Here is a 21,957-nt window from a genome sequence, read left to right on the forward strand (position 1 = left end):
GAGTCCCCGTTTCGGCTGTTTCGCCCCGCTCCCGAGAAGTGGGCCCGAAGGCGGCAACCTTTCCGGCCAACGGGACGACTAGGGGTCACACCTTCCCCCCCATGCCTTGGAGGACCACGTGCGCTCTCGGGACAGTTCGCACACTCCGCCCCCCGCTCATCCGCCCAGATCCACCCCGCGCAGGGGCCGGACGGGGCTGCCCCGCGTCCGGATGCTGGCGGCCGCCTGCGCGGCGGGCGCGCTGACCGTCACCTCGCTGGTGAGCGTCTCGGAGGCCGCCGAGGGCAAGGGGTCCGCGCCGAAGGCGGCCGCCGCGGCCCAGCTCGAGAAGCTGGACCGGGGGCTGGTGAGCGTGCACACCGGCAATGACAACCTGGTCAGCTGGCGCTGGCTGGCCACCGATCCGGACGGTGTGACGTTCAACCTCTACCGGGGCGGCGTCAAGGTCAACTCCTCCCCCATCACCACCACCAACTACCTGCACAAGGACGCCCCGAACAGCGCCGACTACACCGTGCGGGCCATCGTGGGCGGGGCGGAGCAGCCCGCCTCGCCGAGCGCGATCCAGTTCCGCCCCGGGTACTACGATGTGCCGATCTCACCCCCGGCGGGCGGCTCGGACTACACCTATGAGGCCAATGACGCCTCGGTGGGCGACCTCGACGGCGACGGCGATCTGGACTTCGTCCTGAAGTGGCAGCCGACCAACGCCAAGGACAACTCCCAGTCGGGCGTCACCGGCAACACCATCGTCGACGGCTACACCCTCCAGGGGCAGCGGCTGTGGCGGATCGACCTGGGCCGCAACATCCGCTCCGGCGCCCACTACACCCAGTTCCAGGTGTACGACTACGACGGCGACGGCCAGGCCGAGATCGCGATGAAGACCGCGGACGGCACGGTCGACGGCGCCGGTAAGACGATCGGCAGCGCGTCCGCCGACTACCGCAACTCCAGCGGCTATGTGCTCAGCGGACCCGAATATCTGACGATGTTCAACGGCCGTACGGGCGCCGCGATGAGCACGGTGGACTACGTCCCGCCGCGCGGCACCGTCTCCTCCTGGGGCGACTCCTACGGCAACCGCGTGGACCGCTTCCTGGCCGGGACGGCGTATCTCAACGGCTCCACCCCCTCGCTGATCGAGGCGCGCGGCTACTACACCCGCACCGTGATCTCCGCCTGGAGGTTCAGCGGAGGCCAGCTCACCCGGCAGTGGACGTTCGACACCAACAGCTCCACCAACACCGGCAAGGGCTACGACGGCCAGGGCAACCACGCGCTGGCCACCGGCGATGTGGACGGCGACGGCAGGGACGAGATCGTCTACGGCTCGATGGCCGTGGACGACAACGGCTCGGGGCTGTGGACCAACAAGAACGGCCACGGCGACGCCGGCCACCTCGGCGACCTCGACCCCTCACGGGCGGGCCTTGAGTACTTCAAGGTGGACGAGGACTCCGCAAAACCGGGCTCGTACTTCGCCGACGCCCGCACCGGCCAGGTGCTGTGGTCCACCGCGTCCGGCGGTGACAACGGGCGCGGCGTGGCCGGTGACATCTGGGCGGGCAACGACGGCGCCGAGATGTGGTCCGCGCGGGACGACCAGATCCGCGACGAGGGCGGCGGTGCCAAGGGCCGCAAGCCCTCCTCGATCAACTTCCTGGCCTGGTGGGACGGCGATCCGGTGCGCGAGCTGCTGGACGGCACCCATATCGACAAGTACGGCACCTCGGGTGACACCCGGCTGCTCACCGGCTCCGGGGTGCACTCCAACAACGGCACCAAGGCCACCCCGTCGCTGTCCGGCGACATCCTCGGCGACTGGCGCGAGGAGGTGGTCTGGCCGACCAGCGACAACAAGGCGCTGCGGATCTACTCCACGCCGTACGAGACCGACCGGAAGATCACCACGCTGCTCCATGACCGGCAGTACCGCGAGGCGCTGGCCTGGCAGAACACGGCCTACAACCAGCCCCCGCACCCCAGCTTCTTCATCGGCAACAAGATGGCGACCCCGCCGCGGCCGGCCGTCACCACCCCGTGAAACCCCCCACCAAGAAGGAGATCCGACATGGCTGAACAACGCACCAGGTACCGGGCGATGGCCGGGGCCCTCGGCGCCGTCGCCCTCACCGCGGGCGCGATCACCACCGGGCTGACCCTGCCCACGGCCTCCGCCGCCACCTGGCCCACGCCCAGCGGCACCCCGCAGGCGGTCACCAAGAGCATCCCGGTCAGCGGCACCATGGACGGCGGGATGAAGCGCTACTACGGCGACGGCGACCTGGGCTCCGGCGGCCAGGACGAGGGCCAGGACCCGCTGTTCGACCTGAAGGACGGCGCCACGCTGAAGAACGTCATCCTCGGCGCCCCGGCAGCCGACGGCGTGCACTGTGCCGGCAGCTGCACCCTCCAGAACGTCTGGTGGGAGGACGTCGGCGAGGACGCCGCCACCTTCCGCGGCACCGGCAAGACGTTCAACGTCATCGGCGGCGGCGCCCGCAAGGCGTCCGACAAGGTGTTCCAGTTCAACGGCGGCGGCACGCTCAACATCTCGGGCTTCGCCGTCCAGGACTTCGGCAAGCTGGTCCGCTCCTGCGGTAACTGCTCGTCGCAGTACAAGCGCACCATCAACGTGAGCAACACCGAGGTCACCGCACCGGGCAAGGCCATCGGCGGGATCAACACCAACTACGGCGACTCGCTGACCCTGCGCGGTATCACGATCATCGGGGACAGCAGCAAGAAGATCGTCCCGTGCCAGAAGTACATCGGGAACAACACGGGCAAGGAGCCCACCGAGAACGGCAGCGGCCCCGACGGCACCTACTGCAAGTACAGCTCGTCGGACATCACCTACAAGTGACGTCCGGATGACCCGGCGCCGTGCCTGACCCTCACAGGGACAGGCACGGCGCGTGCCCGTACCGGACACTGTTGGGTATGGACACGACTGCCGAACTGGGGAGCTTTCTGCGCACCCGCCGCGCCGGGCTGAGCCCCGAGGACGTCGGCCTGGTCGCGTACGGGACCCGGCGCCGGGTCCCGGGGTTGCGCCGCGAGGAGCTGGCGCAGCTGGCCGGGGTGAGCGTGGCGTACTACACCCGGCTGGAGCAGGGCCAGTCCACCGGCGCCTCGGACGGGGTGCTGGACGCGATCGCCCGCGCGCTGCGGCTGAGCCCGGACGAGCGGGCGCACCTTGGCAACCTGGCCCGTCCGCCGCGCGCCGGGCGCCGCCCCGCGCAGCGCGCCGAGTCCGCGCGCCCGGCGACCCGGCGGCTGATCGCCGCGATGGACGGCGTACCGGCCGTGGTCCTCGGTCCGCGCTTCGACGTCCTGGCGTGGAACCCGCTGGGGCACGCCCTGATCGCCGGGCATCTGCCCGCAGACGGGCCCGAGCACCCCGACGACCGGCCCAACACCCAGCGGATGCTGTTCCTCGACCCCCACACCCGTGAGCTGTATCCGGACTGGAAGGGCGAGGCGCGGCGCGCGGTGTCCGCGCTGCGGGTGGTGGCCGGGGCGCACCCCGACGACCGGCGGCTGGCGGAGCTGGTCGGCGAACTGACCATGAAGAGCGGGGAGTTCGCGGCGCTGTGGTCGCGCCACCCGGTGCGCCGGTGCGCCTTCGGCACCAAGTCCTTCCACCACCCGCTGGTGGGGCGGCTGGAGCTGGACTTCGAGATGACCCGGCTGCCGGACTCGGGGGGCCAGGCCCTGCTGATGTACGGGGCGGAGCCGGGGTCGCCGTCGGAGGCGGCGCTGCGGCTGCTGCCGAGGGAGGCCGTCGCGTTTTACGCCCCCTGATGCGCCCTTGTCGGGATCTTTCCTCCCACGTCAGGCTTGCGCCGTCGAGTTGGGGAGGGGATCGTTCCATGGCATGCGCATCTGCGGGCCCCCGGCGGAGGGTGGCGGTGCCGGCCGCCGTCGTCGCGGTGGTCCTGGTGGTCTTGTCGCCCGCTCAGACCGTTCCCGCGCAGGGGGCGCAGGGGGTCCAGGCCACCGGCGGGGCGGGGGCCCAAGGCCGTATCGCGGCGGACCACGGCTATATCGTCGCCCTGAAGCGGGGCCCGGAAGCGCCCGCGGCGGCGTCCGGGGCGGGCCGGGCGCTGATCGAGCGGTACGGGGCGCGGGTGCGCCGGGTCTACCGCACCGCGCTCAACGGCTATGCGGTACGGGCGAACGCGGTACAGGCCGGGCGGCTGGCAGCCGATCCGCGCATCGCCTCGGTGACCCGGGACGAGCGGGTGTCGCTGCGCTGGTCCCGGGCGCGGTTACCGGCCCCGCCGCGCGGCCGGGCGCGGCCGCCGTGGGGTCTGGACCGGATCGACCAGCCGGACCGGCGGCTGGACGGGGCGTACACCGCGCCCCGCGGCGGCGGGCGCGGCACCACGATCTACGTGATCGACTCCGGGGTCCGCACCTCCCATGAGGACTTCGGCGGCCGGGCCCGCTCCGGCTGGGACTTCGTGGACGACGATCCGGTGGCCGAGGACGGCAACGGCCATGGCACCCATGTGGCCGCCACGGCGGCGGGCACCCGCTACGGCGTGGCGAAGGAGGCCACGATCGTGGCCGTACGGGTGCTGGACGACCGGGGCGAGGGCACCATCGCGCAGGTGCTGGCCGGAATGGACTGGGTGCTGCGACACGCCAGGCGGCCCGCGGTGGTCAATCTGAGTCTGGGCTCGGCGGCCGCCACTCCGCTGCCCGAGTGGGACGCGGCGGTGCGGGCGGGGATCGCCGCCGGTCTGGTCTTCACCGTGGCGGCGGGCAACCAGGACCGGCCCGCCGCCTCGTTCTCGCCGGGCCGGGTGCCGGGGGCGCTCACGGTGGGCGCGACCGACCGCGCCGACCGGCGCTCGGGTTTCTCCAACTGGGGCCCGGGAGTTGACCTGTTCGCGCCCGGGGACCGGATCGTCTCGGCGTCCAACGCGGGCGATACGGCGGCCAGGACGCTCTCTGGTACGTCGATGGCGGCCCCGCATGTCGCGGGTGCCGCCGCGCTGTATCTGACCGGCCATCGCTTCGCGACTCCGGCCCAGGTCGGGGCGGCGCTGACGGCCGGGGCGAGCAAGGGCCGGGTGCGCGGCGCGGGCCCGGGGTCGCCGAACCGTCTGCTGCGGGTGGCCAACTGACGTAACCACAGAACGCGTCGAGTGGACGGCCCCGCCTACGGGCGGGGTCGATTCATGTACCCGGCGTTACGAACCGGTAGTTAACGGGAACCCGGATTGTCTCCCCGTTCCGTAGGGGAAGGCTTTCCACGCGCGCCCCCCATGGCCGACCCCATCCGCCCACCAGAGTGAACGCGGACAGGAGCTGTCATGCCCGCAACCCAACGCCCGGCGGTAAAACCGATACAAAGGACAAAAGCCGCCCCCGCGTCTCCATCCGCACTGCCGTCAGGTGATCCTATGATCGGTCGCATTCCCATTCTGGATATCCGCCCGCTGATCGACTGCGGCCGCCGCCCCGCCAAGGCGGTGGTGGACGAGACCTTCGAGGTCAGTGCCACCGTGTTCCGGGAAGGTCATGACGCGGTCAACGCCAATGTGGTCCTCCGGGATCCGTCCGGCCGCTCCGGCCCCTGGACCCCGATGCGTGAACTCACCCCCGGCACCGACCGCTGGGGCGCCGAGGTCACCCCCGGCGCGCCCGGCCGCTGGACGTACACGGTCGAGGCGTGGAGCGATCCGATCGCCACCTGGCGCCAGCACGCCCGCATCAAGGTCCCGGCCGGGATCGACACCGACCTGGTCCTGGAGGAGGGGGCCCGGCTGCATGAACGGGCCGCGGCCGGAGTGCCCAAGAACGACGGCCGGGAGGCGGTGCTGGCGGCCGTCGACGGGCTGCGCGACGAGCGCCGCCCGGTGGCCGACCGGCTCGCCGCCGCCCTCGCGCCCGATGTGACCGAGGCCCTCGACCGCCACCCGCTGCGGGAGTTGGTCAGCTCCTCGCGCCCCATGCCGCTCCAGGTGGACCGGGAGCGCGCGCTGTTCGGCTCCTGGTACGAGCTCTTCCCGCGCTCGGAGGGCGCCAAGGTGTCCGAGGGGCGGCGGCCGGTCAGCGGCACCCTGCGCACCGCCGCCGAGCGGCTGCCCGCGATCGCCGCCGCGGGCTTCGACGTGGTCTATCTGCCGCCGATCCACCCCATCGGCACCGCCTTCCGCAAGGGCCCCAACAACACGCTCTCCGCGGGCCCCTTCGACGTGGGCTCGCCCTGGGCCATCGGCTCGGCCGACGGCGGCCATGACGCGATCCACCCCGACCTCGGCACCTTCGAGGACTTCGGCCACTTCGTGGCGCGCGCCCGGGAGCTGCGCATGGAGGTGGCGCTGGACTTCGCGCTCCAGTGCTCCCCGGACCACCCCTGGGTCTCCCAGCACCCCGAGTGGTTCCACCGGCGCGCCGACGGCACCATCGCGTACGCCGAGAACCCGCCCAAGAAGTACCAGGACATCTATCCGCTCGCCTTCGACCGGGACTTCCGCGGCCTGGTGCGGGAGACCGAGCGGGTGCTGCGCTTCTGGATGGCGCACGGGGTGCGGATCTTCCGGGTGGACAATCCGCACACCAAGCCGGTGGTCTTCTGGGAGAAGGTGCTCGGCGACATCCACCGCTCCGACCCCGATGTCCTCTTCCTCTCCGAGGCGTTCACCCGCCCGGCGATGCTGAACGCCCTGGGCGCGGTCGGCTTCCACCAGTCGTACACCTACTTCACCTGGCGGAACACCAAGCAGGAGCTCACCGACTACCTCACCGAGCTGTCGGGGGACGCGGCCGCCTGGATGCGGCCCAACTTCTTCGTCAACACCCCCGACATCCTGCACGCCTACCTCCAGGAGGGCGGCCGCCCCGCCTTCGAGGTGCGGGCCGTGCTCGCCGCCACCCTCTCCCCCGCCTGGGGCGTCTACGCGGGCTACGAGCTGTGCGAGTCCACCCCGGTGCGGCAGGGCGGCGAGGAGTACCTGGACTCGGAGAAGTACCAGCTGCGGCCGCGCGACTGGGCGGCGGCCGAGCGCGAGGGAAGAACGATCACCCCGCTGCTGGCCCGGCTGAACCGGGTGCGCCGCCGCCATCCCGCCCTGCGCCGGCTGCGCAACCTCAGATTCCACCACGCCGACAACGATTCCGTCATCGTCTACTCCAAGCGCGCGGGCGACTCGTGTGTGGTCACGGTCGTCAACCTCGACCCTCACCACACCCAGGAGGCGACGGTCTCGTTGAACATGCCGGAACTCGGCCTCGAGTGGCATGAGTCCGTCCCGGTGCGCGACGAGCTCACCGGCGAGACCTATCACTGGGGCAGGGACAACTATGTGCGCCTGGAGCCGGGGCGGGATTTGGCTCCGGCGCATGTGCTGTCCCTGCGACCGTCCTCACCGATCGGAGGGTCACCCACAACATGATCGTCAACGAGCCCGTACCGGACACGTTCGAGGACACGCCCGCGGGTGACCGCGATCCCGACTGGTTCAAGCGCGCGGTCTTCTACGAGGTCCTGGTCCGCTCCTTCCAGGACAGCAACGGCGACGGCGTCGGCGACCTCAAGGGCCTGACGGCCAAACTGGACTATCTGCAGTGGCTGGGCGTGGACTGCCTGTGGCTGCCGCCGTTCTTCGCCTCACCGCTGCGCGACGGCGGCTATGACGTCTCGGACTACACCGCCGTACTGCCGGAGTTCGGGGATCTCGCGGACTTCGTGGAGTTCGTCGACGCCGCTCATCAGCGCGGGATGCGCGTGATCATTGACTTTGTCATGAACCACACGAGTGATCAGCATCCGTGGTTCCAGGAGTCCCGCGGCGACCCGGACGGACCGTACGGCGACTACTACGTCTGGGCCGACGACGACAAGCAGTACCAGGACGCGCGGATCATCTTCGTCGACACCGAGACCTCCAACTGGACCTTTGATCCAGTACGCAAGCAGTACTACTGGCACCGCTTCTTCTCGCACCAGCCGGACCTCAACTTCGAGAACCCCGCCGTCCAGGAGGAGGTACTGGCCGCCCTGCGCTTCTGGCTGGACCTGGGCATCGACGGATTCCGGCTCGACGCCGTCCCATATCTGTACGCCGAGGAGGGCACCGACTGCGAGAACCTGCCCCGGACACATGAGATGCTCAGGCGCGTCCGGGCCGAGATCGACGCCCACTATCCGGACACCGTGCTGCTGGCCGAGGCCAACCAGTGGCCGGAGGACGTCGTCGACTACTTCGGCGACTTCTCGGCGGGCGGCGACGAATGCCATATGGCCTTCCACTTCCCGGTGATGCCGCGCATCTTCATGGCGGTGCGGCGCGAGTCCCGCTACCCGGTCTCGGAGATCCTCGCCAAGACCCCCGCCATCCCCTCCGGCTGTCAGTGGGGCATCTTCCTGCGCAACCACGACGAGCTGACGCTGGAGATGGTCACCGACGAAGAGCGCGACTACATGTACGCGGAGTACGCCAAGGATCCGAGGATGCGCGCCAACATCGGCATCCGCAGACGGCTGGCGCCCCTGCTGGACAACGACCGCAACCAGATCGAGCTGTTCACCGCGCTGCTGCTGTCCCTGCCCGGCTCGCCGATCCTCTACTACGGCGACGAGATCGGCATGGGCGACAACATCTGGCTCGGCGACCGCGACGCCGTGCGCACCCCCATGCAGTGGACCCCCGACCGGAACGCGGGCTTCTCCTCCTGCGATCCGGGGCGGCTGTTCCTGCCGACCATCATGGACCCGGTCTACGGCTATCAGGTCACCAATGTCGAGGCGGCCATGAGCAGCCCGTCCTCGCTGCTGCACTGGACCCGCCGGATGATCGAGATCCGTAAGCAGAACCCCGCCTTCGGACTCGGCTCCTTCACCGAACTGCCCTCCTCCAACCCGGCCGTCCTCGCCTTCCTGCGCGAGGCCCCGAGGACCCGGGACGGTGAGGACGACCTGGTGCTGTGCGTGAACAACTTCTCGCGCTTCGCCCAGCCCACCGAGCTGGACCTGCAGTCCTTCGCCGGCCGCCATCCGGTCGAGCTGATCGGCGGGGTCCGCTTCCCGGCCATCGGCGAGCTGCCGTATCTGCTCACCCTGGCCGGGCACGGGTTCTACTGGTTCCGGCTGCGGCGCAGTGAGGTAGTGGGGCACTGGGCCGACCGCGTCGGCTGAGCGATGCTTTCCCCTACCCGCCCCTTCCCGAACCATGGGGCTCCGCCCCTGGACCCCGGACGCCCTTCGGGCGTGTCCTCAATCTCCCCCAGCTACCGCTGGGAGGTGCCCCCTGACGGGCTGAAAATCAGCCCCTCCGGCGATTGAGGAGCGGGGTCTGGGGCGGAGCCCCAGTTGAGGGAAGGGGCGGGCAGGGGAACAGCCCGCCGCAGGCGCCAAGGCCGCCATCCGGTTTCGGCCGGGCCCGGCCTTCGCTCGTCCGTACGCGTCCATCTCGGGCGCGTACGGGCGTTTTCGACCCCCCGTCATGGGCACTCTGTACTCACACCGTCACCGGCGGGCCCGATGGCGTTCACCGGGCTCGCCGTACGGACGATCCTCGCCCGACACGTCCCGCACCGTCGCACAGTCAATGCCGCAATCCGGGACACTTTGCCCTGATCTGTCGTGTGCCCGGGGAAAGGACGCGACGCCATGCCGGAAGCTCCGCTCTCCCGGGGGGCACACCACCCGCCGACCGCCGTACCGCGGGACCAGCCCCCACCGGCCGCGGCCCGCACCGCCGGGGCCGCGGGCCCGCCCGGGCTGCTCACCTCGCTCGCGCCGCTGCTCGCCGAGTGGCTGCCCCGGCAGCGCTGGTTCGCGGGCAAGGGCCGCCCCGTCAGCGGCTTCGCGCTGGTCTCCGCGACCGAGCTGCTGCCGTGGCGGGCGAGCGGCGGCACGCCCGGGCTGCTCCATCTGCTGGTCCGCGCCCAGCAGCCGGAGCCGCCCGGCCACCGGCACGGCTTCGGCTGCGGCCACCGGCGCGGGGCGGCGGCCAGCGACTGCTACCAGTTGCTGCTCGGGGCGCGCCCCGCCCTGCCGCCGCCGCTCGCCCCCGCGCTCATCGGCCGGCCCAGCGGCGGGCCGCTGGACGGGCAGACGGTGTACGAGGCGCTGGCCGACCCCCGGCTCACCACGCTGCTGCTGGAGCGGCTGCGGATGCCCGGACGGCTCGGTCCGCTGCGCTTCGTACGGGAGCCGTCCAGCGCCATCCCGTCCGCACTCGCGCCCCGGGTGATGACCGCGGAGCAGTCCAACTCCTCGGTGGTTTACGGCGATACGTTTATTCTCAAGCTCTTCCGGCGGGTCAGCCCCGGCACCAACCCGGACCTCGAACTCCCCCTCGCGCTGGCCCGCACCGGCTGCCCCCGGGTGCCCGCGCCCGCCGCCTGGTTCGAGGCCGAGCCCCCGGCCGAGGGCGCCGGGCCACGGCCGGAGCCGTTCACCCTGGGGGTGCTCCAGCCCTTCCTGGCCGGTTCCCGGGACGGCTGGCAGCTGGCGCTGGACGCCCTGGCCGCCGACGGCGACTTCACCGGCGCCGCCCGCGCGCTGGGGCACGCGACCGCCGAGGTGCATCTGGCGATGGCCCGCGCACTGCCCATCTCCGTGCTGCGCCGCCCGCAGATCGAGCACCTCGCCGCCGCCATGAGCGAACGGCTCGACTCGGCCGCCGCCGCGGTGCCCGCCCTCCAGCCGTACCGCACCGCGCTGCACGGCGCGTACGAGGATCTGGCCGCGCTGGGGCGCGCGGGCCGCACCTGGGCGGCCCAGCGCATCCACGGCGATCTGCACCTGGGGCAGGCGCTGCGCACGGGAAACGGCGGGGACGGAGGCGGCGGCGGGCGGTGGTCACTCATCGACTTCGAGGGCGAACCGTCCCGTCCGCTGGCCGAGCGGCGCCGCCCGCAGCCGCCGGTGCGCGACATCGCGGGCATGCTGCGGTCCTTCGACTACGCGGCGGCCGTGGGACGCCATGAGCACCCGCAGGTGTGGGCGGGCCGCACCCGCGCCGCGTACTGCGCGGGCTACGCGGAGGCGTCCGGCACCGATCCGCGCGCCGAACCGGAGCTGCTGCGCGCCCACGAGACCGACAAGGCCGTCTACGAGGTGCTCTACGAGGCGCGGCACCGCCCCGACTGGCTGTCCGTCCCGATGACGGCGATCCACCGCCTGGCCGCCACCCGCGCCTGACCCCGGGGCCGGGGTCGCCCCCGGCCGGATCCCGGCCGGGAGGGGCCCGGGGCCCCGGCTCCCCCGGACCGCGGCCCCACCGCCCCGCTCCTTCCCCCGCCGCTCCGATTCCCGCTTCCGACCGTTCCGTCCGACCCCCGACACCCCCGGGAGGACCACCCCGTGACCGCACGACCGCCGTCCGGCCAGTACCCGTCCGACGAGGGACCGGGCCACGCGCCCGCCGCCACCGGCGCCCCAACCGGCCCGGCGGTCCCGGCGACGTTCCTCCCCGCCCGCACCCCCACACGGACCGGACCCGCCACCGCCCACCGGGACGAATCCGCCCGGCCGGGCGGGAGCGCGGACCGCTCGGCGCCGACCACGTCCCCCGAACCCGCCGACGGGCCCCGGCCGAGCCGCGCGGCCCGGGTGTCCTACGGTTCGCCGCCCGTGCCCCGTGCGCCCCGCGCGGGCGAGGAGCGGGAGGCGGAGGACGGCGGCGTGGAGGACGGCGGCGCGGGCGGGCCGTCGCGGGTGGCCGGGCGGCCCGTGGCCGGGGGTGGCGCGGGCCCCGACGATGTGGTGGAGGACGAGCGGGGGGTGCGGGCCGCGCCCGCGCTGGGGGACGAGGAGCGGCGGCGGCTGCTGGCCGGGGCGCATCACGATCCGCACGCGGTGCTCGGCGCCCACCCCGTGCCGGGCGGGGTGCTGTTCCGGGCCCTGCGCCCGTACGCCCGGTCGGTGACCGTCGCCGCCGCCGGGCTGCGCGCCCGGCTGCGGGCCGAGGGGGACGGGCTGTTCTCCGGGGTGCTGCCGCTGCGGGAGGTCCCGGACTACCGGCTGCTGGTGGCGTACGAGGACGCCGAGCTGGAGCTGCACGACCCGTACCGCTTCCTGCCCGCCATCGGCGAGCTCGATCTGCACCTCATCGGCGAGGGCCGCCACGAGGAGCTGTGGCGGGCGCTCGGCGCACGGCCGATGACCCACCAGGGGGTGGCGGGCACCCGCTTCACCGTATGGGCGCCCAATGCCCTCGGGGTGCGGCTGACCGGCGACTTCACCTACTGGGACGGCACCGCGCTGCCGATGCGCTCGCTCGGCGGCAGCGGCGTGTGGGAGCTGTTCCTGCCCGGCGTCGGCGAGGGCGCGCTCTACAAGTTCGAGATCGCCCGGCCCGACGGCGGCCACTCGCTGCGCGCCGATCCGATGGCGCGGCGTACCGAGTGCCCGCCCGCCACCGCCTCCGTCGTCCACGCCTCGCACCACGCCTGGGGCGATGAGGCGTGGCTGGCGCGGCGGAAGAGCGGACGCGTCCATGAGCTGCCGTTCTCCGTCTACGAGGTGCATCTGCCGTCCTGGCGGCCGGGGCTGACCTACCGGCAGCTCGCCGAGCAGCTCCCGGCGTACGTCAGGGACCTGGGCTTCACCCATGTCGAGCTGATGCCGGTGGCCGAGCACCCCTTCGGTGGCTCCTGGGGCTACCAGGTGACCGGCTTCTACGCGCCCACGGCCCGGCTCGGCACCCCCGACGACTTCAAGTACCTGGTGGACGCGTTGCACCGGGCGGGCATCGGGGTCATCGTGGACTGGGTGCCCGCGCACTTCCCGAAGGACGCCTGGGCGCTGGCGGAGTTCGACGGCCGTCCGCTGTACGAGCCCGCCGATCCGCTGCGGGCCGCGCACCCCGACTGGGGCACGCTGGAGTTCGACTACGGGCGCACGGAAGTGCGCAACTTCCTGGTGGCGAACGCGGTCTACTGGTGCGAGGAGTTCCACATCGACGGTCTGCGCGTGGACGCCGTCGCCTCCATGCTCTACCTCGACTACTCCCGCGAGCCGGGCCAGTGGACGCCCAACGCGCACGGCGGCCGGGAGAACCTGGACGCGGTCGCCTTCCTCCAGGAGATGAACGCGACCGTCTACCGCCGCTGTCCGGGCGTGGTCACCATCGCCGAGGAGTCGACCGCGTGGGACGGGGTCACCCGCGCCACCCACCATGTGGGCCCCAGCGGCTTCGGCGGCCTCGGTTTCGGGCTGAAGTGGAACATGGGGTGGATGCACGACTCGCTGGCCTATCTCGCGCACGAGCCGGTGCACCGCGCCTATCACCACCACGAGATGACGTTCTCGATGGTGTACGCGTACAGCGAGAACTATGTGCTGCCGATCTCGCACGACGAGGTGGTGCACGGCAAGCGGGCCCTGGTGTCGAAGATGCCCGGCGACTGGTGGCAGCGGCGCGCCACCCACCGCGCCTACCTCGGCTTCATGTGGGCCCACCCGGGCAAGCAACTGCTGTTCATGGGCCAGGAGTTCGCGCAGGGCGCCGAGTGGTCGGAGGCGCACGGTCCGGACTGGTGGCTGCTGGACCCGTCGTACTCCGCCGAGCCCGACCACCGGGGCGTCCGCGATCTGGTCCGCGACCTCAACCAGGCCTACGCGGCCACGCCCGCGCTGTGGCAGCGGGACACCGATCCCGAGGGCTTCTCCTGGGTGGAGGGCGACGCCCGCGAGGACAATGTCTTCGCCTTCCTCCGCTACGACGCCGAGGGCTCCCCGCTGCTGGCCATCAGCAACTTCTCCCCGGTGGTCCGCCATGAGTACCGCGTCGGGGCGCCGGATGCGGTGCCGGTGTGGCGCGAGGTGCTGAACACCGACGACCGGCGCTACGGCGGCGGTGGCGTGGTCAACGCCGAGCCGCTGAAGGCCGAGCCCACGGGGTGGCACGGCCGTCCGGCCTCCATCCTGCCGGTGCTGCCGCCGCTGGGGACGATCTGGCTGCGGCCCGCCTGAGCCGTACGTACACCCCCTGCTTCACGGCCTTACGCCCCGTCAGCCGTCGGCCCCGCCCAGCCCGGTGAGGCCGTCCCGGACCCGGTGGGCGTCGGGGTGGCCGAGGGAGTCGAACCGGGTCAGGGCCCGCTGCCAGCTGCGGCGGGCCCCGGCCCGGTCCCCGGCGGCGAGCTGGGCGCTGCCGAGCCGGTGCAGGGACTCGGCCTCCCGGACCCGCTCGCCCCGGCCGCGCCGCAGGTCCACCGCGTGCCGGTAGCAGCTGATGGCCTGCTGGTGGTCGCCGACGTGCTGATGGGCGTAGCCGAGGCTGTCCCAGGCGGCGGACTCCCCGCGCCTGTCCCCCGCCTGCCGCAGCATGGTCAGCGCCTTCTCGCAGTGGACGAGGGTCTGCTGGAAGTCGCCCAGCATGGCGTACGCCCAGCCGACGTTGTTCAGGGCGTACGCCTCGCCGCTGCGGTGACCCGCCGCCCGGTACAGCTTCAGGGCGCGCAGCGCGTGGTGCAGCCCCTCGTCATGGCGCCCCTCCCGCTCGCTGGCGAGGTTGAGCGCACCATGGGCCAGGGCCTGGCCGACGGCGTTGCCGGTCTCGCCGTACAGGTTCAGGGCGCGCACCAGATGGCCGCGGGCCCGGTCGTAGCGCCCCATCCGCAGATCGGCGAGGCCCAGGGCATAGCAGGAGTGGGCCTGACCGGCGAGGTCGCGGATGCGGTGGGCCGAGCCCAGGGCGATCCGGTGCACGGTGCGCTGGTCGTGCCAGTGGCCGCGCTGGTCCAGGAACTCCGTGAGCGACCAGGCCAGTTGCCAGGTGTGGGTCTCGAATCCGGCCTCCGCGGCCTCCTGAAGGGCCGCCATCAGCGCCGGGTAGGTGACGATGAACCAGAGCAGCGCCTGGCCGTGCCCCGCGAACTCGCCGACGCTGACACCGGGCCGGACCGGCTCGACCGTGATCGGCTCCCGGTGCGGGGTGAAGGCCCTCCCGGCGGCCACGGCGGTGTGCAGATAGTGGTCGAGCATCCGGTGCAGCGCGGTGCGGCGCTCCTCCCGCGCGTCGTACGCCTGGGTGAGCTCCATGGCGTAGGCGCGCAGCAGATCGTGGAAGCCGTACTGACCGGGGGCGCGCTCGGTGATCAGATGCGCCCGGGTCAGCTGGATCAGCAGCCGGCGGGCCTGTGGCACCGGGATCCCCACCAGGCTGGCGGCGGCGGGGGCCGCGATGTCGGGGCCGGGGTGTACGCCCAGCAGCCGGAACAGCCGGGCGGCGTCGGCGCCCAGGGTGTGGTACGACCAGGAGAAGACGGCCCGGACATCGGTGGTGGCGTCCCCGCCCTCGAACGCGTCGAGGCTGCCGCGGGCGTCGCGCAGCTCCCCGGCGAGCGCCTCCAGGCCGAAACGGGGGTGGGTGGCGGCGCGGGCGGCCACGATGGCGAGCGCGAGCGGCAGCCCGGCGCACACCGTGATGACCTCCTCCACGGCCTCGGGTTCGGCGGCCACCCGCTCGGCGCCGACCCGGCTGCTCAGCAGTTCGCGCGCCTCGTCGCGGTCGAGCAGATCCAGCGGCAGCGGCTGGGCCTGCTCGGCGACGACCAGGCTGGTGAGCTCGTTACGGCTGGTCAGCACCACCAGACAGCCGGGGGAACCGGGCAGCAGGGGCCGCACCTGCTCGGCGTCCCGGGCGTTGTCGAGCAGGATCAGCATCCGGCGGTCGGCCAGCAGGCTGCGGTACAGCGCGGTCTGCGCCTCCAGGGTCGCGGGGATCCGGTGGGCGGGCACCTGGAAGGCGTCCAGGAAGCCCCGTACGGCCTCGGCGACGGTCATGGCCGAGTCGGTGGGGCCGAAGCCGCGCAGATTCACATAGAGCTGGCCGTCGGGGAACCGGTCGCGGACGCGGTGGGCCCAGTGCACCGCGAGGGTCGTCTTGCCGAGGCCGCCGCTGCCCGCGATCACGGTGATCCTCGCGGCCGTGGACGCCCGTCCGCCGCCCCCGCCATCGCCCTCGCCCGTGCCCGTGGGCAGCAGGGCGTCCAGTCCGGCCAGTTCGCGCTCGCGGCCGGTGAAGTGGGTGACGTCGGAGGGGAGTTGCTGGGGTACGGCGGTGACGGCGGTGATCTGGGCGGGGGCGGTGGCGGGCATGCCCGAGGGCTCGGCGGCGGGTTCGGTGGCGAGCCCGGGGGCTTCGTCGGCGGGCGGGGCGCCCTCCGGGGCGGGCTCCGGGGCCGGGACAGGCGCGGAGGCCGGGGCGGGCGCCGCGTCGGGCGGCGTGGGCGCCGCGGGCGCGCTCCCGTACCCGCCGGACGGCCCGGAGGGATCCACGGAGCGGCCGTCCCTGCCCTCTTGGCCGTCCCTGCCGTCCCTGCCGTCCCGGCTGTCCTCGAGCGCCTGCCGGTGGAGCCGCTGCAGTTCGTCGCCGGGCTCGATGCCCAGCTCCTCCACGTACCTCCGGCGGGTGGAGCGGAACAGCGCGAGCGCGTCGGCCCGCCTGCCACAGCGCCGCAGCGCCTCCATCAGCAGCGCCACCGAGCGTTCCCGCAAGGGGTGTTCGGCCACCAGGGCGGACAGCTCGGCGGCGGCTTCGTGGTGGCGTCCGGAGCGCAGATCGATCGCGGCGCACTCCTCGACCGCCGCACGCCGCTCCTCCTCCAGACCGGCACCCAGGGTCTCGGGCAGCCAGCCGCCCGCGACATCCGCCAGCGCTGGCCCGCGCCACAGCTGGAGCGCGGCGCGCAGCAGCTCCCCGGCCCGGGCCTCGGCGGCCTCGGGCTCCCCGGCGGCCACGGCGTCCTTGGGAGCCTCCCGCGCGGCCCGCACCAGATCGCGGAACCGGTGCAGATCGACCTGCTCACGCGCGGCGGTAAGGGAATAGCCCTTCGCCGATGTCGTCAACTCGGCCCCGGGCAGGGCGGACAGGATCCGCCGCAGCTTGGAAATCTGTACCTGTACGGCGTTTCGCGCGGACCCCGGCGGGTCCTCGCCCCATACTGCCAACACCAGCCTGTCGACGGACACCACGCGGCCGGAGGCCATCAGCAGCATCGCCAGAACGGACCGCTGTTGTGCGGCGGTCGGCCCCAGCGGACGCTCGCCCTGCCATATTCCGACCGGTCCCAACAGGCGAAACTCGGTCCCATCCACACACTGCCCCCGTTGGTACCAGAGATTTCACTGTGACCACTTGGAAGCCTACCCACGGGTTCGGGTCAGCGAGGCATCAGCGGGATATCAGCGGCCCGTAGCACCCTACGAGTGTTCGAGGGTCCCACGGGCACCAGAAGCTCTCCCCGGTCACCGCTGGCGGCGGCCGGACCGGAACTCTCCGGTCCCCGGGCCCTCTTCCGACGATGAACGGGGGACGGTATGGCAGTGAGGTGCCGAGGAGGCGGCTCATGACCACCGCAGGAGGAACACGGAGCACACCACGGATCGGCGAACTCGTCTACGACCTCGAACGCGAGGCCATGGGCCGGGTCGCCTACGTGGACACCGGCGGGAACATCGCCTGGGTCAAACCCCTGCGCGAGGGCCCCGAGTGGACGGCCCTGCCGGAACAGCTGCGCCGCGCGCCGGACGGCGAGCGGTAGGGCAGGGCGCCTTCGGCGCCGAAGACCAGCCGGGCACCGCCGAGGACCCCTTGGCGGCCGGGCCAATGCCGGCGTCTCGCGTCTTCCAACGGGGGGAAGACGCGGGGCGCCTTTCGCCGTGCGACCGTCGTACGCCCACGGTCCAGCCCCGTGAAACGCGCACGGCCCCGCCCCGATTCAGGAGGGCAGGGCCGCGTTGCGCGTGGGGTGTCAGGCGGGCACGTGCTCCTTCGCCGTGTCACCGTCACGCCGCTCGGGGAGGGACTTGTCCTCGGCCGCCTCGGAGCCGTCCGCCGGGCCGTGGCCGCCACCGTGGCGGGCGAAGCCCTCCGCGTCGAACGGCAGCCGTCCGGCGAGGACTTCGTTCATCCGCTCCTTGTCGATCTCCTTGGTCCAGGTGCCGACCAGGACGGTCGCGACCGCGTTGCCCGCGAAGTTGGTGAGGGCGCGGGCCTCGCTCATGAAGCGGTCGATGCCGACGATCAGGCCGACGCCGTCCACGAGTTCGGGCCGGTGCGACTGGAGACCGCCCGCCAGCGTCGCCATGCCCGCGCCGGTCACACCTGCGGCGCCCTTCGACGCGACGATCATGAAGACGAGGAGGGATATCTGCTGGCCTATGGAGAGCGGGTCGCCCATGGCCTCGGCGATGAACAGCGAGGCCATCGTCAGGTAGATGGCGGTGCCGTCGAGGTTGAAGGAGTAGCCCGTGGGGACGGTGATACCGGCGACCGGCCTGCTGACGCCCGCGTGCTCCATCTTCGCGATCAGCAGCGGCAGCGCCGACTCGGAGGAGGACGTCGACAGGATCAGCAGGAACTCCCGCGCCAGGTACTTCAGCAGCAGGAAGATGTTGATGCCCGCGACCAGCCGCAGGATCGTCCCGAGGACGAGGAACACGAAGAGCGCACAGGTCACATAGAAGCCGATCATGATGACCGCGAGCGCCTTGAGCGCGTCCAGACCGGTCTCGCCGACGACGGCGGCCATCGCGCCGAAGGCCCCGATCGGGGCGGCCCACATGACCATCGACAGCAGCTTGAAGACGAGCTGCTGTATGTGGCCTATGCCGCGCAGCACCGGCTCGCCCGCCTTGCCCATCGCCTGGAGGGCGAAGCCCGCGAGGAGGGCCACGAACAGGGTCTGCAGCACCTCGCCCTCGGTGAAGGCGGAGACCAGCGTCTTCGGGATGATCCCGAGCAGGAAGTCGGCCGTCGACTCGGAGGCGCCGTCGGCCTGGCTCTGCCCGGCCTGGGCCGCCTCATGGCTCATGTGCAGGCCGCTGCCGGGCTCGAGGAAGTTGCCGACGACCAGGCCGATCGCGAGGGCCACGGTCGACATCACCATGAAGTAGCCGAGCGCCAGACCGCCGACCGCGCCGACCTTGGCCGCCTTGCGCACCGAGCCGACGCCGAGCACGATCGTGCAGAAGATGATCGGCGAGATCAGCATCTTGATCAGGTTGACGAAGCCTTCGCCGATGGGCTTGAGCTCCACCGCGGTATCGGGGGCCACGAAGCCCACGAGGATGCCGAGCGCCACCGCCCCGATGACGGCGAGGTAGAGGTAGTGAATCCTTTCTTTCTTCGGCTTCGTCCCATCCGGTTCCGTACGCCCGGATGCGGGCGGCGTGGTGTCCGCAGCCACGGTGCTGCCTCCTTCTTTTCTGCCGTCCAACTGTCCCGGCGCTGTACTGTGTGCGGCTCGCACACCGCCTTGAACGGTCCCGGCGACTATGCCCCAGCCTGTGACGGGGGTCACCCTTCCGTTCATTTCGTTCACACAAAGATGCGTGTGCAGACTGATGGCCATGCGCATCCCCCACCCCCGGAGCCTGGCGGGCCAGCTGTTCGCGATGCAGGTCGTCCTGGTCGCCGCCCTGGTGGCCGGGTGCGCCGTCTTCGCCTACGTCACCGACCGCGAGCAGGCGGTGGTGGCCGCGCGGCAGCGGGCGACCGCCGCCGCGGTGGCCGTCGCCGACTCCCCGTCGGTCGCCGAGGCCGCGCGGTCCAAGGACCCCACGGCCCGGCTCCAGCCGTACGCGGAGAAGGTGCGCCGGGACACCGGCGTCACCTTCGTCACGATCATGGATACCCACGGGGTGCGCTGGGCGCACCCCGATCCGCGCCAGATCGGCGCCACCTATCTCGGCCACATCAAGCCCGCGCTGCGCGGGCGGATCTTCGACGAGACGTACACCGGCACGCTCGGCTCCTCCGTGCGCGTGGTCGCCCCGGTGCGCGACGACCGCGCCGGCGGCCGGATCACCGCGCTGGTCAGCGCGGGGATAACCGTGGACACCATCAGCGCCCAGGTGCGCCAGCAGCTGCTCGCGCTGCTCGGCGTGGCGGCCGCCGCGCTCGCGGTGGGCGGCCTGTGCGCGTATGTGATCAACGCCCGGCTGCGCCGCCATACGCACGGGATGAACGCGGCCGAGCTGAGCCGGATGCACGACTACCACCAGGCCGCGCTGCACGCCGTGCGCGAGGGCCTGCTGATGCTCGACGGCCAGCGGCGGATCGCGCTGATCAACGACGGCGGGCGGGAGCTGCTCGGCCTGCCCGAGGACTCCGTCGGCCGCTACGTCTCCGGCCTGGGCCTGCCGCCCGCGCTGACCGGCGCCCTGCTGGCCGCCGAGCCGCGCGTGGACGAGCTGCATCTGACCGCGGAGCGGGTCGTGGTCGTCAACACCTCCCCGGTGAGCAGCGGTGAGCAGCGCGGCACGGTCGTCACACTGCGCGACCACACCGAGCTCCAGGCGCTCTCCGGCGAGCTGGACTCGGTGCGCGGCTTCGCGGAGGCGCTGCGCTCCCAGGCCCATGAGGCCGCGAATCGGCTGCATGCCGTCGTCTCGCTGATCGAACTGGGCCGGGAGGACGAGGCGGTCGACTTCGCCACCGCCGAGCTGGAGCTGGCCCAGGCGCTGACCGACCAGGTGGTGGCGGCCGTCGCCGAGCCCGTCCTGGCCGCCCTGCTGCTGGGCAAGGCGGCCCAGGCCAGTGAGCGCGGCGTCGAGCTCGTCCTGGCCCCCGACAGCCGCATCGACGACGGCGTCCTCCCGCCCGGCCTGCCCGCCCGCGACCTGGTGACCATCCTCGGCAACCTCATCGACAACGCCACGGACGCGGCCGCCGAGGGCGTCGGCAACGAGTCGGCACCGCGCAGCGCCCGCGTCACCGTCACCGCCCGCACGGACGCCGGCGAGCTGACCCTGCGCGTGTCGGACACCGGCGCCGGGCTCGACCCGGCGGCGGCCGAGGAGGTCTTCCGCCGCGGCTGGAGCACGAAATCCCCGGGCCGCGGCATCGGCCTGGCCCTGGTCCAGCAGGCCGCCCGCCGCAACGCGGGCACGGTCGAGATCACGACCTCCCCCGACGGCGGCGCCGAATTCACCGCCCGCCTCCCCCTGACGACCCCGGCCGTCACACCTTGAGCCCCGTGTCCCCGCGTCGGGTGGGACCGCCCCGACCGGACAAGCCCACCGGTTGCCCGCGCCCGCCGTCGGCGTCCATATCCAGCCGTTCGGGAGGGGGGTCCGGGGGCGCGGGGCCCAGGAAACGGGGCGTAGGGGAATCGTCACCGTAGGGATCTGGCCACTTGCGGTTACCCTCCGTAAATTGGAGCCCTGAGCTTCCCGTGTGCACCGCGTTTCGACCGCGTTTCGAGAGGAATCCGTTCATGAGCCCGCCGCAGGCGAAACCGGGGGATCCGGCGCCGATCCGGGTTCTCGTCGTCGAAGACGACCCCGTCGCGGCGGACGCGCACCGGATGTACGTCGAGCGCGTTCCCGGCTTCGCCGTCGTCGGGACGGCGCGCAGCGGCGGGGACGCGCAGCGGCTGCTGGAGCGGACGCCCGCCGACCTGCTGCTGCTGGACCTCTACCTCCCCGACGGGCACGGCCTCCAGCTCGTACGGGCGCTGCGTGCCGCCGGGAACGGCGCGGATGTGATCGCGGTCACCTCGGCCCGGGACCTCGCGGTGGTCCGGGACGGGGTCTCCCTCGGGGTCGTGCAGTACGTGCTGAAACCGTTCACCTTCTCCACCCTCCGGGACCGCCTCCTCCGGTACGCCGAGTTCCGCGCGACCGCGGGCGAGGCCAGCGGGCAGGACGAGGTGGACCGGGCGCTGGCCGCGCTGCGGTCGCCGCAGCCCGCCGCGATGCCGAAGGGGCTGACCCAGGCCACCCTGCACGCGGTCACCGAGGCGCTGCGCGGCGCGGCGGAGGAGGGCGTCTCGGCCGCGGCGACCGCCGAGACCGTGGGGATCTCCCGGATCACCGCCCGCCGCTATCTGGAGCACCTGGTGGAGGCGGGGCGCGCCGCCCGCGCCCCGCACTACGGGCAGATCGGACGGCCCGAACTGCTGTACCGCTGGCTCAGCGAGCACTAGCGGGCGACGGATCGCGGCACCCGCGGCGGAGCCGCCGCCGCTACGTCG

The 21,957-nt window shown here is 72.6% G+C and carries 13 protein-coding genes; 11 read left to right on the forward strand and 2 right to left on the reverse strand.

The window, feature by feature from the left end; all coding sequences use genetic code 11:
• The first annotated feature begins 211 nt into the window (after positions 1-211).
• From LIV37_RS16810 to glgB, 8 genes are all read left to right on the forward strand, one after another.
• The gene (locus LIV37_RS16810; protein ID WP_020868321.1) at positions 212-2,047 is read left to right on the forward strand and encodes a rhamnogalacturonan lyase; all 1,836 of its coding nucleotides are present in this window, start codon (positions 212-214) and stop codon (positions 2,045-2,047) included.
• 27 nt (positions 2,048-2,074) lie between these two features.
• Positions 2,075-2,869, forward strand: a complete 795-nt coding sequence (locus LIV37_RS16815; RefSeq protein WP_020868322.1) for a pectate lyase — start codon at positions 2,075-2,077, stop codon at positions 2,867-2,869.
• 77 nt (positions 2,870-2,946) lie between these two features.
• Complete coding sequence (locus tag LIV37_RS16820; RefSeq protein ID WP_020868323.1) at positions 2,947-3,810, forward strand: helix-turn-helix domain-containing protein; 864 nt, start codon at positions 2,947-2,949, stop codon at positions 3,808-3,810.
• A 68-nt stretch (positions 3,811-3,878) separates the two neighbouring features.
• Complete coding sequence (locus LIV37_RS16825; protein ID WP_121824856.1) at positions 3,879-5,141, forward strand: S8 family peptidase; 1,263 nt, start codon at positions 3,879-3,881, stop codon at positions 5,139-5,141.
• A 279-nt stretch (positions 5,142-5,420) separates the two neighbouring features.
• Positions 5,421-7,415 carry an alpha-1,4-glucan--maltose-1-phosphate maltosyltransferase gene (locus LIV37_RS16830; protein WP_020868325.1) on the forward strand — a complete coding sequence of 665 codons (1,995 nt, stop codon included), beginning with the start codon at positions 5,421-5,423 and terminating at the stop codon, positions 7,413-7,415.
• Positions 7,412-9,157, forward strand: a complete 1,746-nt coding sequence (gene treS / locus LIV37_RS16835) for a maltose alpha-D-glucosyltransferase (protein WP_020868326.1) — start codon at positions 7,412-7,414, stop codon at positions 9,155-9,157. Before LIV37_RS16830 ends, treS begins: the two co-directional genes overlap by 4 nt.
• 474 nt (positions 9,158-9,631) lie before the next feature.
• Positions 9,632-11,170: a maltokinase N-terminal cap-like domain-containing protein gene (locus LIV37_RS16840; protein ID WP_020868327.1), complete on the forward strand. Its 1,539-nt coding sequence runs from the start codon at positions 9,632-9,634 to the stop codon at positions 11,168-11,170.
• Between the two features lie 582 nt (positions 11,171-11,752).
• The gene (gene glgB / locus LIV37_RS16845; protein WP_185058064.1) at positions 11,753-13,945 is read left to right on the forward strand and encodes a 1,4-alpha-glucan branching enzyme; all 2,193 of its coding nucleotides are present in this window, start codon (positions 11,753-11,755) and stop codon (positions 13,943-13,945) included.
• A gap of 39 nt (positions 13,946-13,984) precedes the next feature.
• On the opposite strand, the gene LIV37_RS16850 is transcribed toward glgB, so the two are convergent.
• On the reverse strand, positions 13,985-17,050 hold the full coding sequence (locus LIV37_RS16850; protein WP_243146224.1) for an AfsR/SARP family transcriptional regulator: 3,066 nt from the start codon (positions 17,048-17,050) through the stop codon (positions 13,985-13,987).
• A 275-nt stretch (positions 17,051-17,325) separates the two neighbouring features.
• On the opposite strand from LIV37_RS16850, the gene LIV37_RS16855 reads away from it, so the two are divergent.
• Complete coding sequence (locus LIV37_RS16855) at positions 17,326-17,520, forward strand: hypothetical protein (protein ID WP_020868332.1); 195 nt, start codon at positions 17,326-17,328, stop codon at positions 17,518-17,520.
• 210 nt (positions 17,521-17,730) lie between these two features.
• On the opposite strand, the gene LIV37_RS16860 is transcribed toward LIV37_RS16855, so the two are convergent.
• Positions 17,731-19,167: a cation:dicarboxylate symporter family transporter gene (locus LIV37_RS16860; RefSeq protein ID WP_020868333.1), complete on the reverse strand. Its 1,437-nt coding sequence runs from the start codon at positions 19,165-19,167 to the stop codon at positions 17,731-17,733.
• Positions 19,168-19,330: 163 nt separating this feature from the next.
• Between LIV37_RS16860 and LIV37_RS16865 the strand changes: the two genes are divergently transcribed.
• Together LIV37_RS16865 and LIV37_RS16870 are read left to right on the forward strand one after the other, a co-directional pair.
• Complete coding sequence (locus LIV37_RS16865) at positions 19,331-20,953, forward strand: sensor histidine kinase (protein WP_020868334.1); 1,623 nt, start codon at positions 19,331-19,333, stop codon at positions 20,951-20,953.
• A gap of 245 nt (positions 20,954-21,198) precedes the next feature.
• On the forward strand, positions 21,199-21,909 hold the full coding sequence (locus LIV37_RS16870) for a response regulator (RefSeq protein WP_020868335.1): 711 nt from the start codon (positions 21,199-21,201) through the stop codon (positions 21,907-21,909).
• Positions 21,910-21,957 lie beyond the last annotated feature (48 nt).

Source organism: Streptomyces rapamycinicus NRRL 5491 (genome assembly GCF_024298965.1).
GTDB lineage: Bacteria > Actinomycetota > Actinomycetes > Streptomycetales > Streptomycetaceae > Streptomyces > Streptomyces rapamycinicus.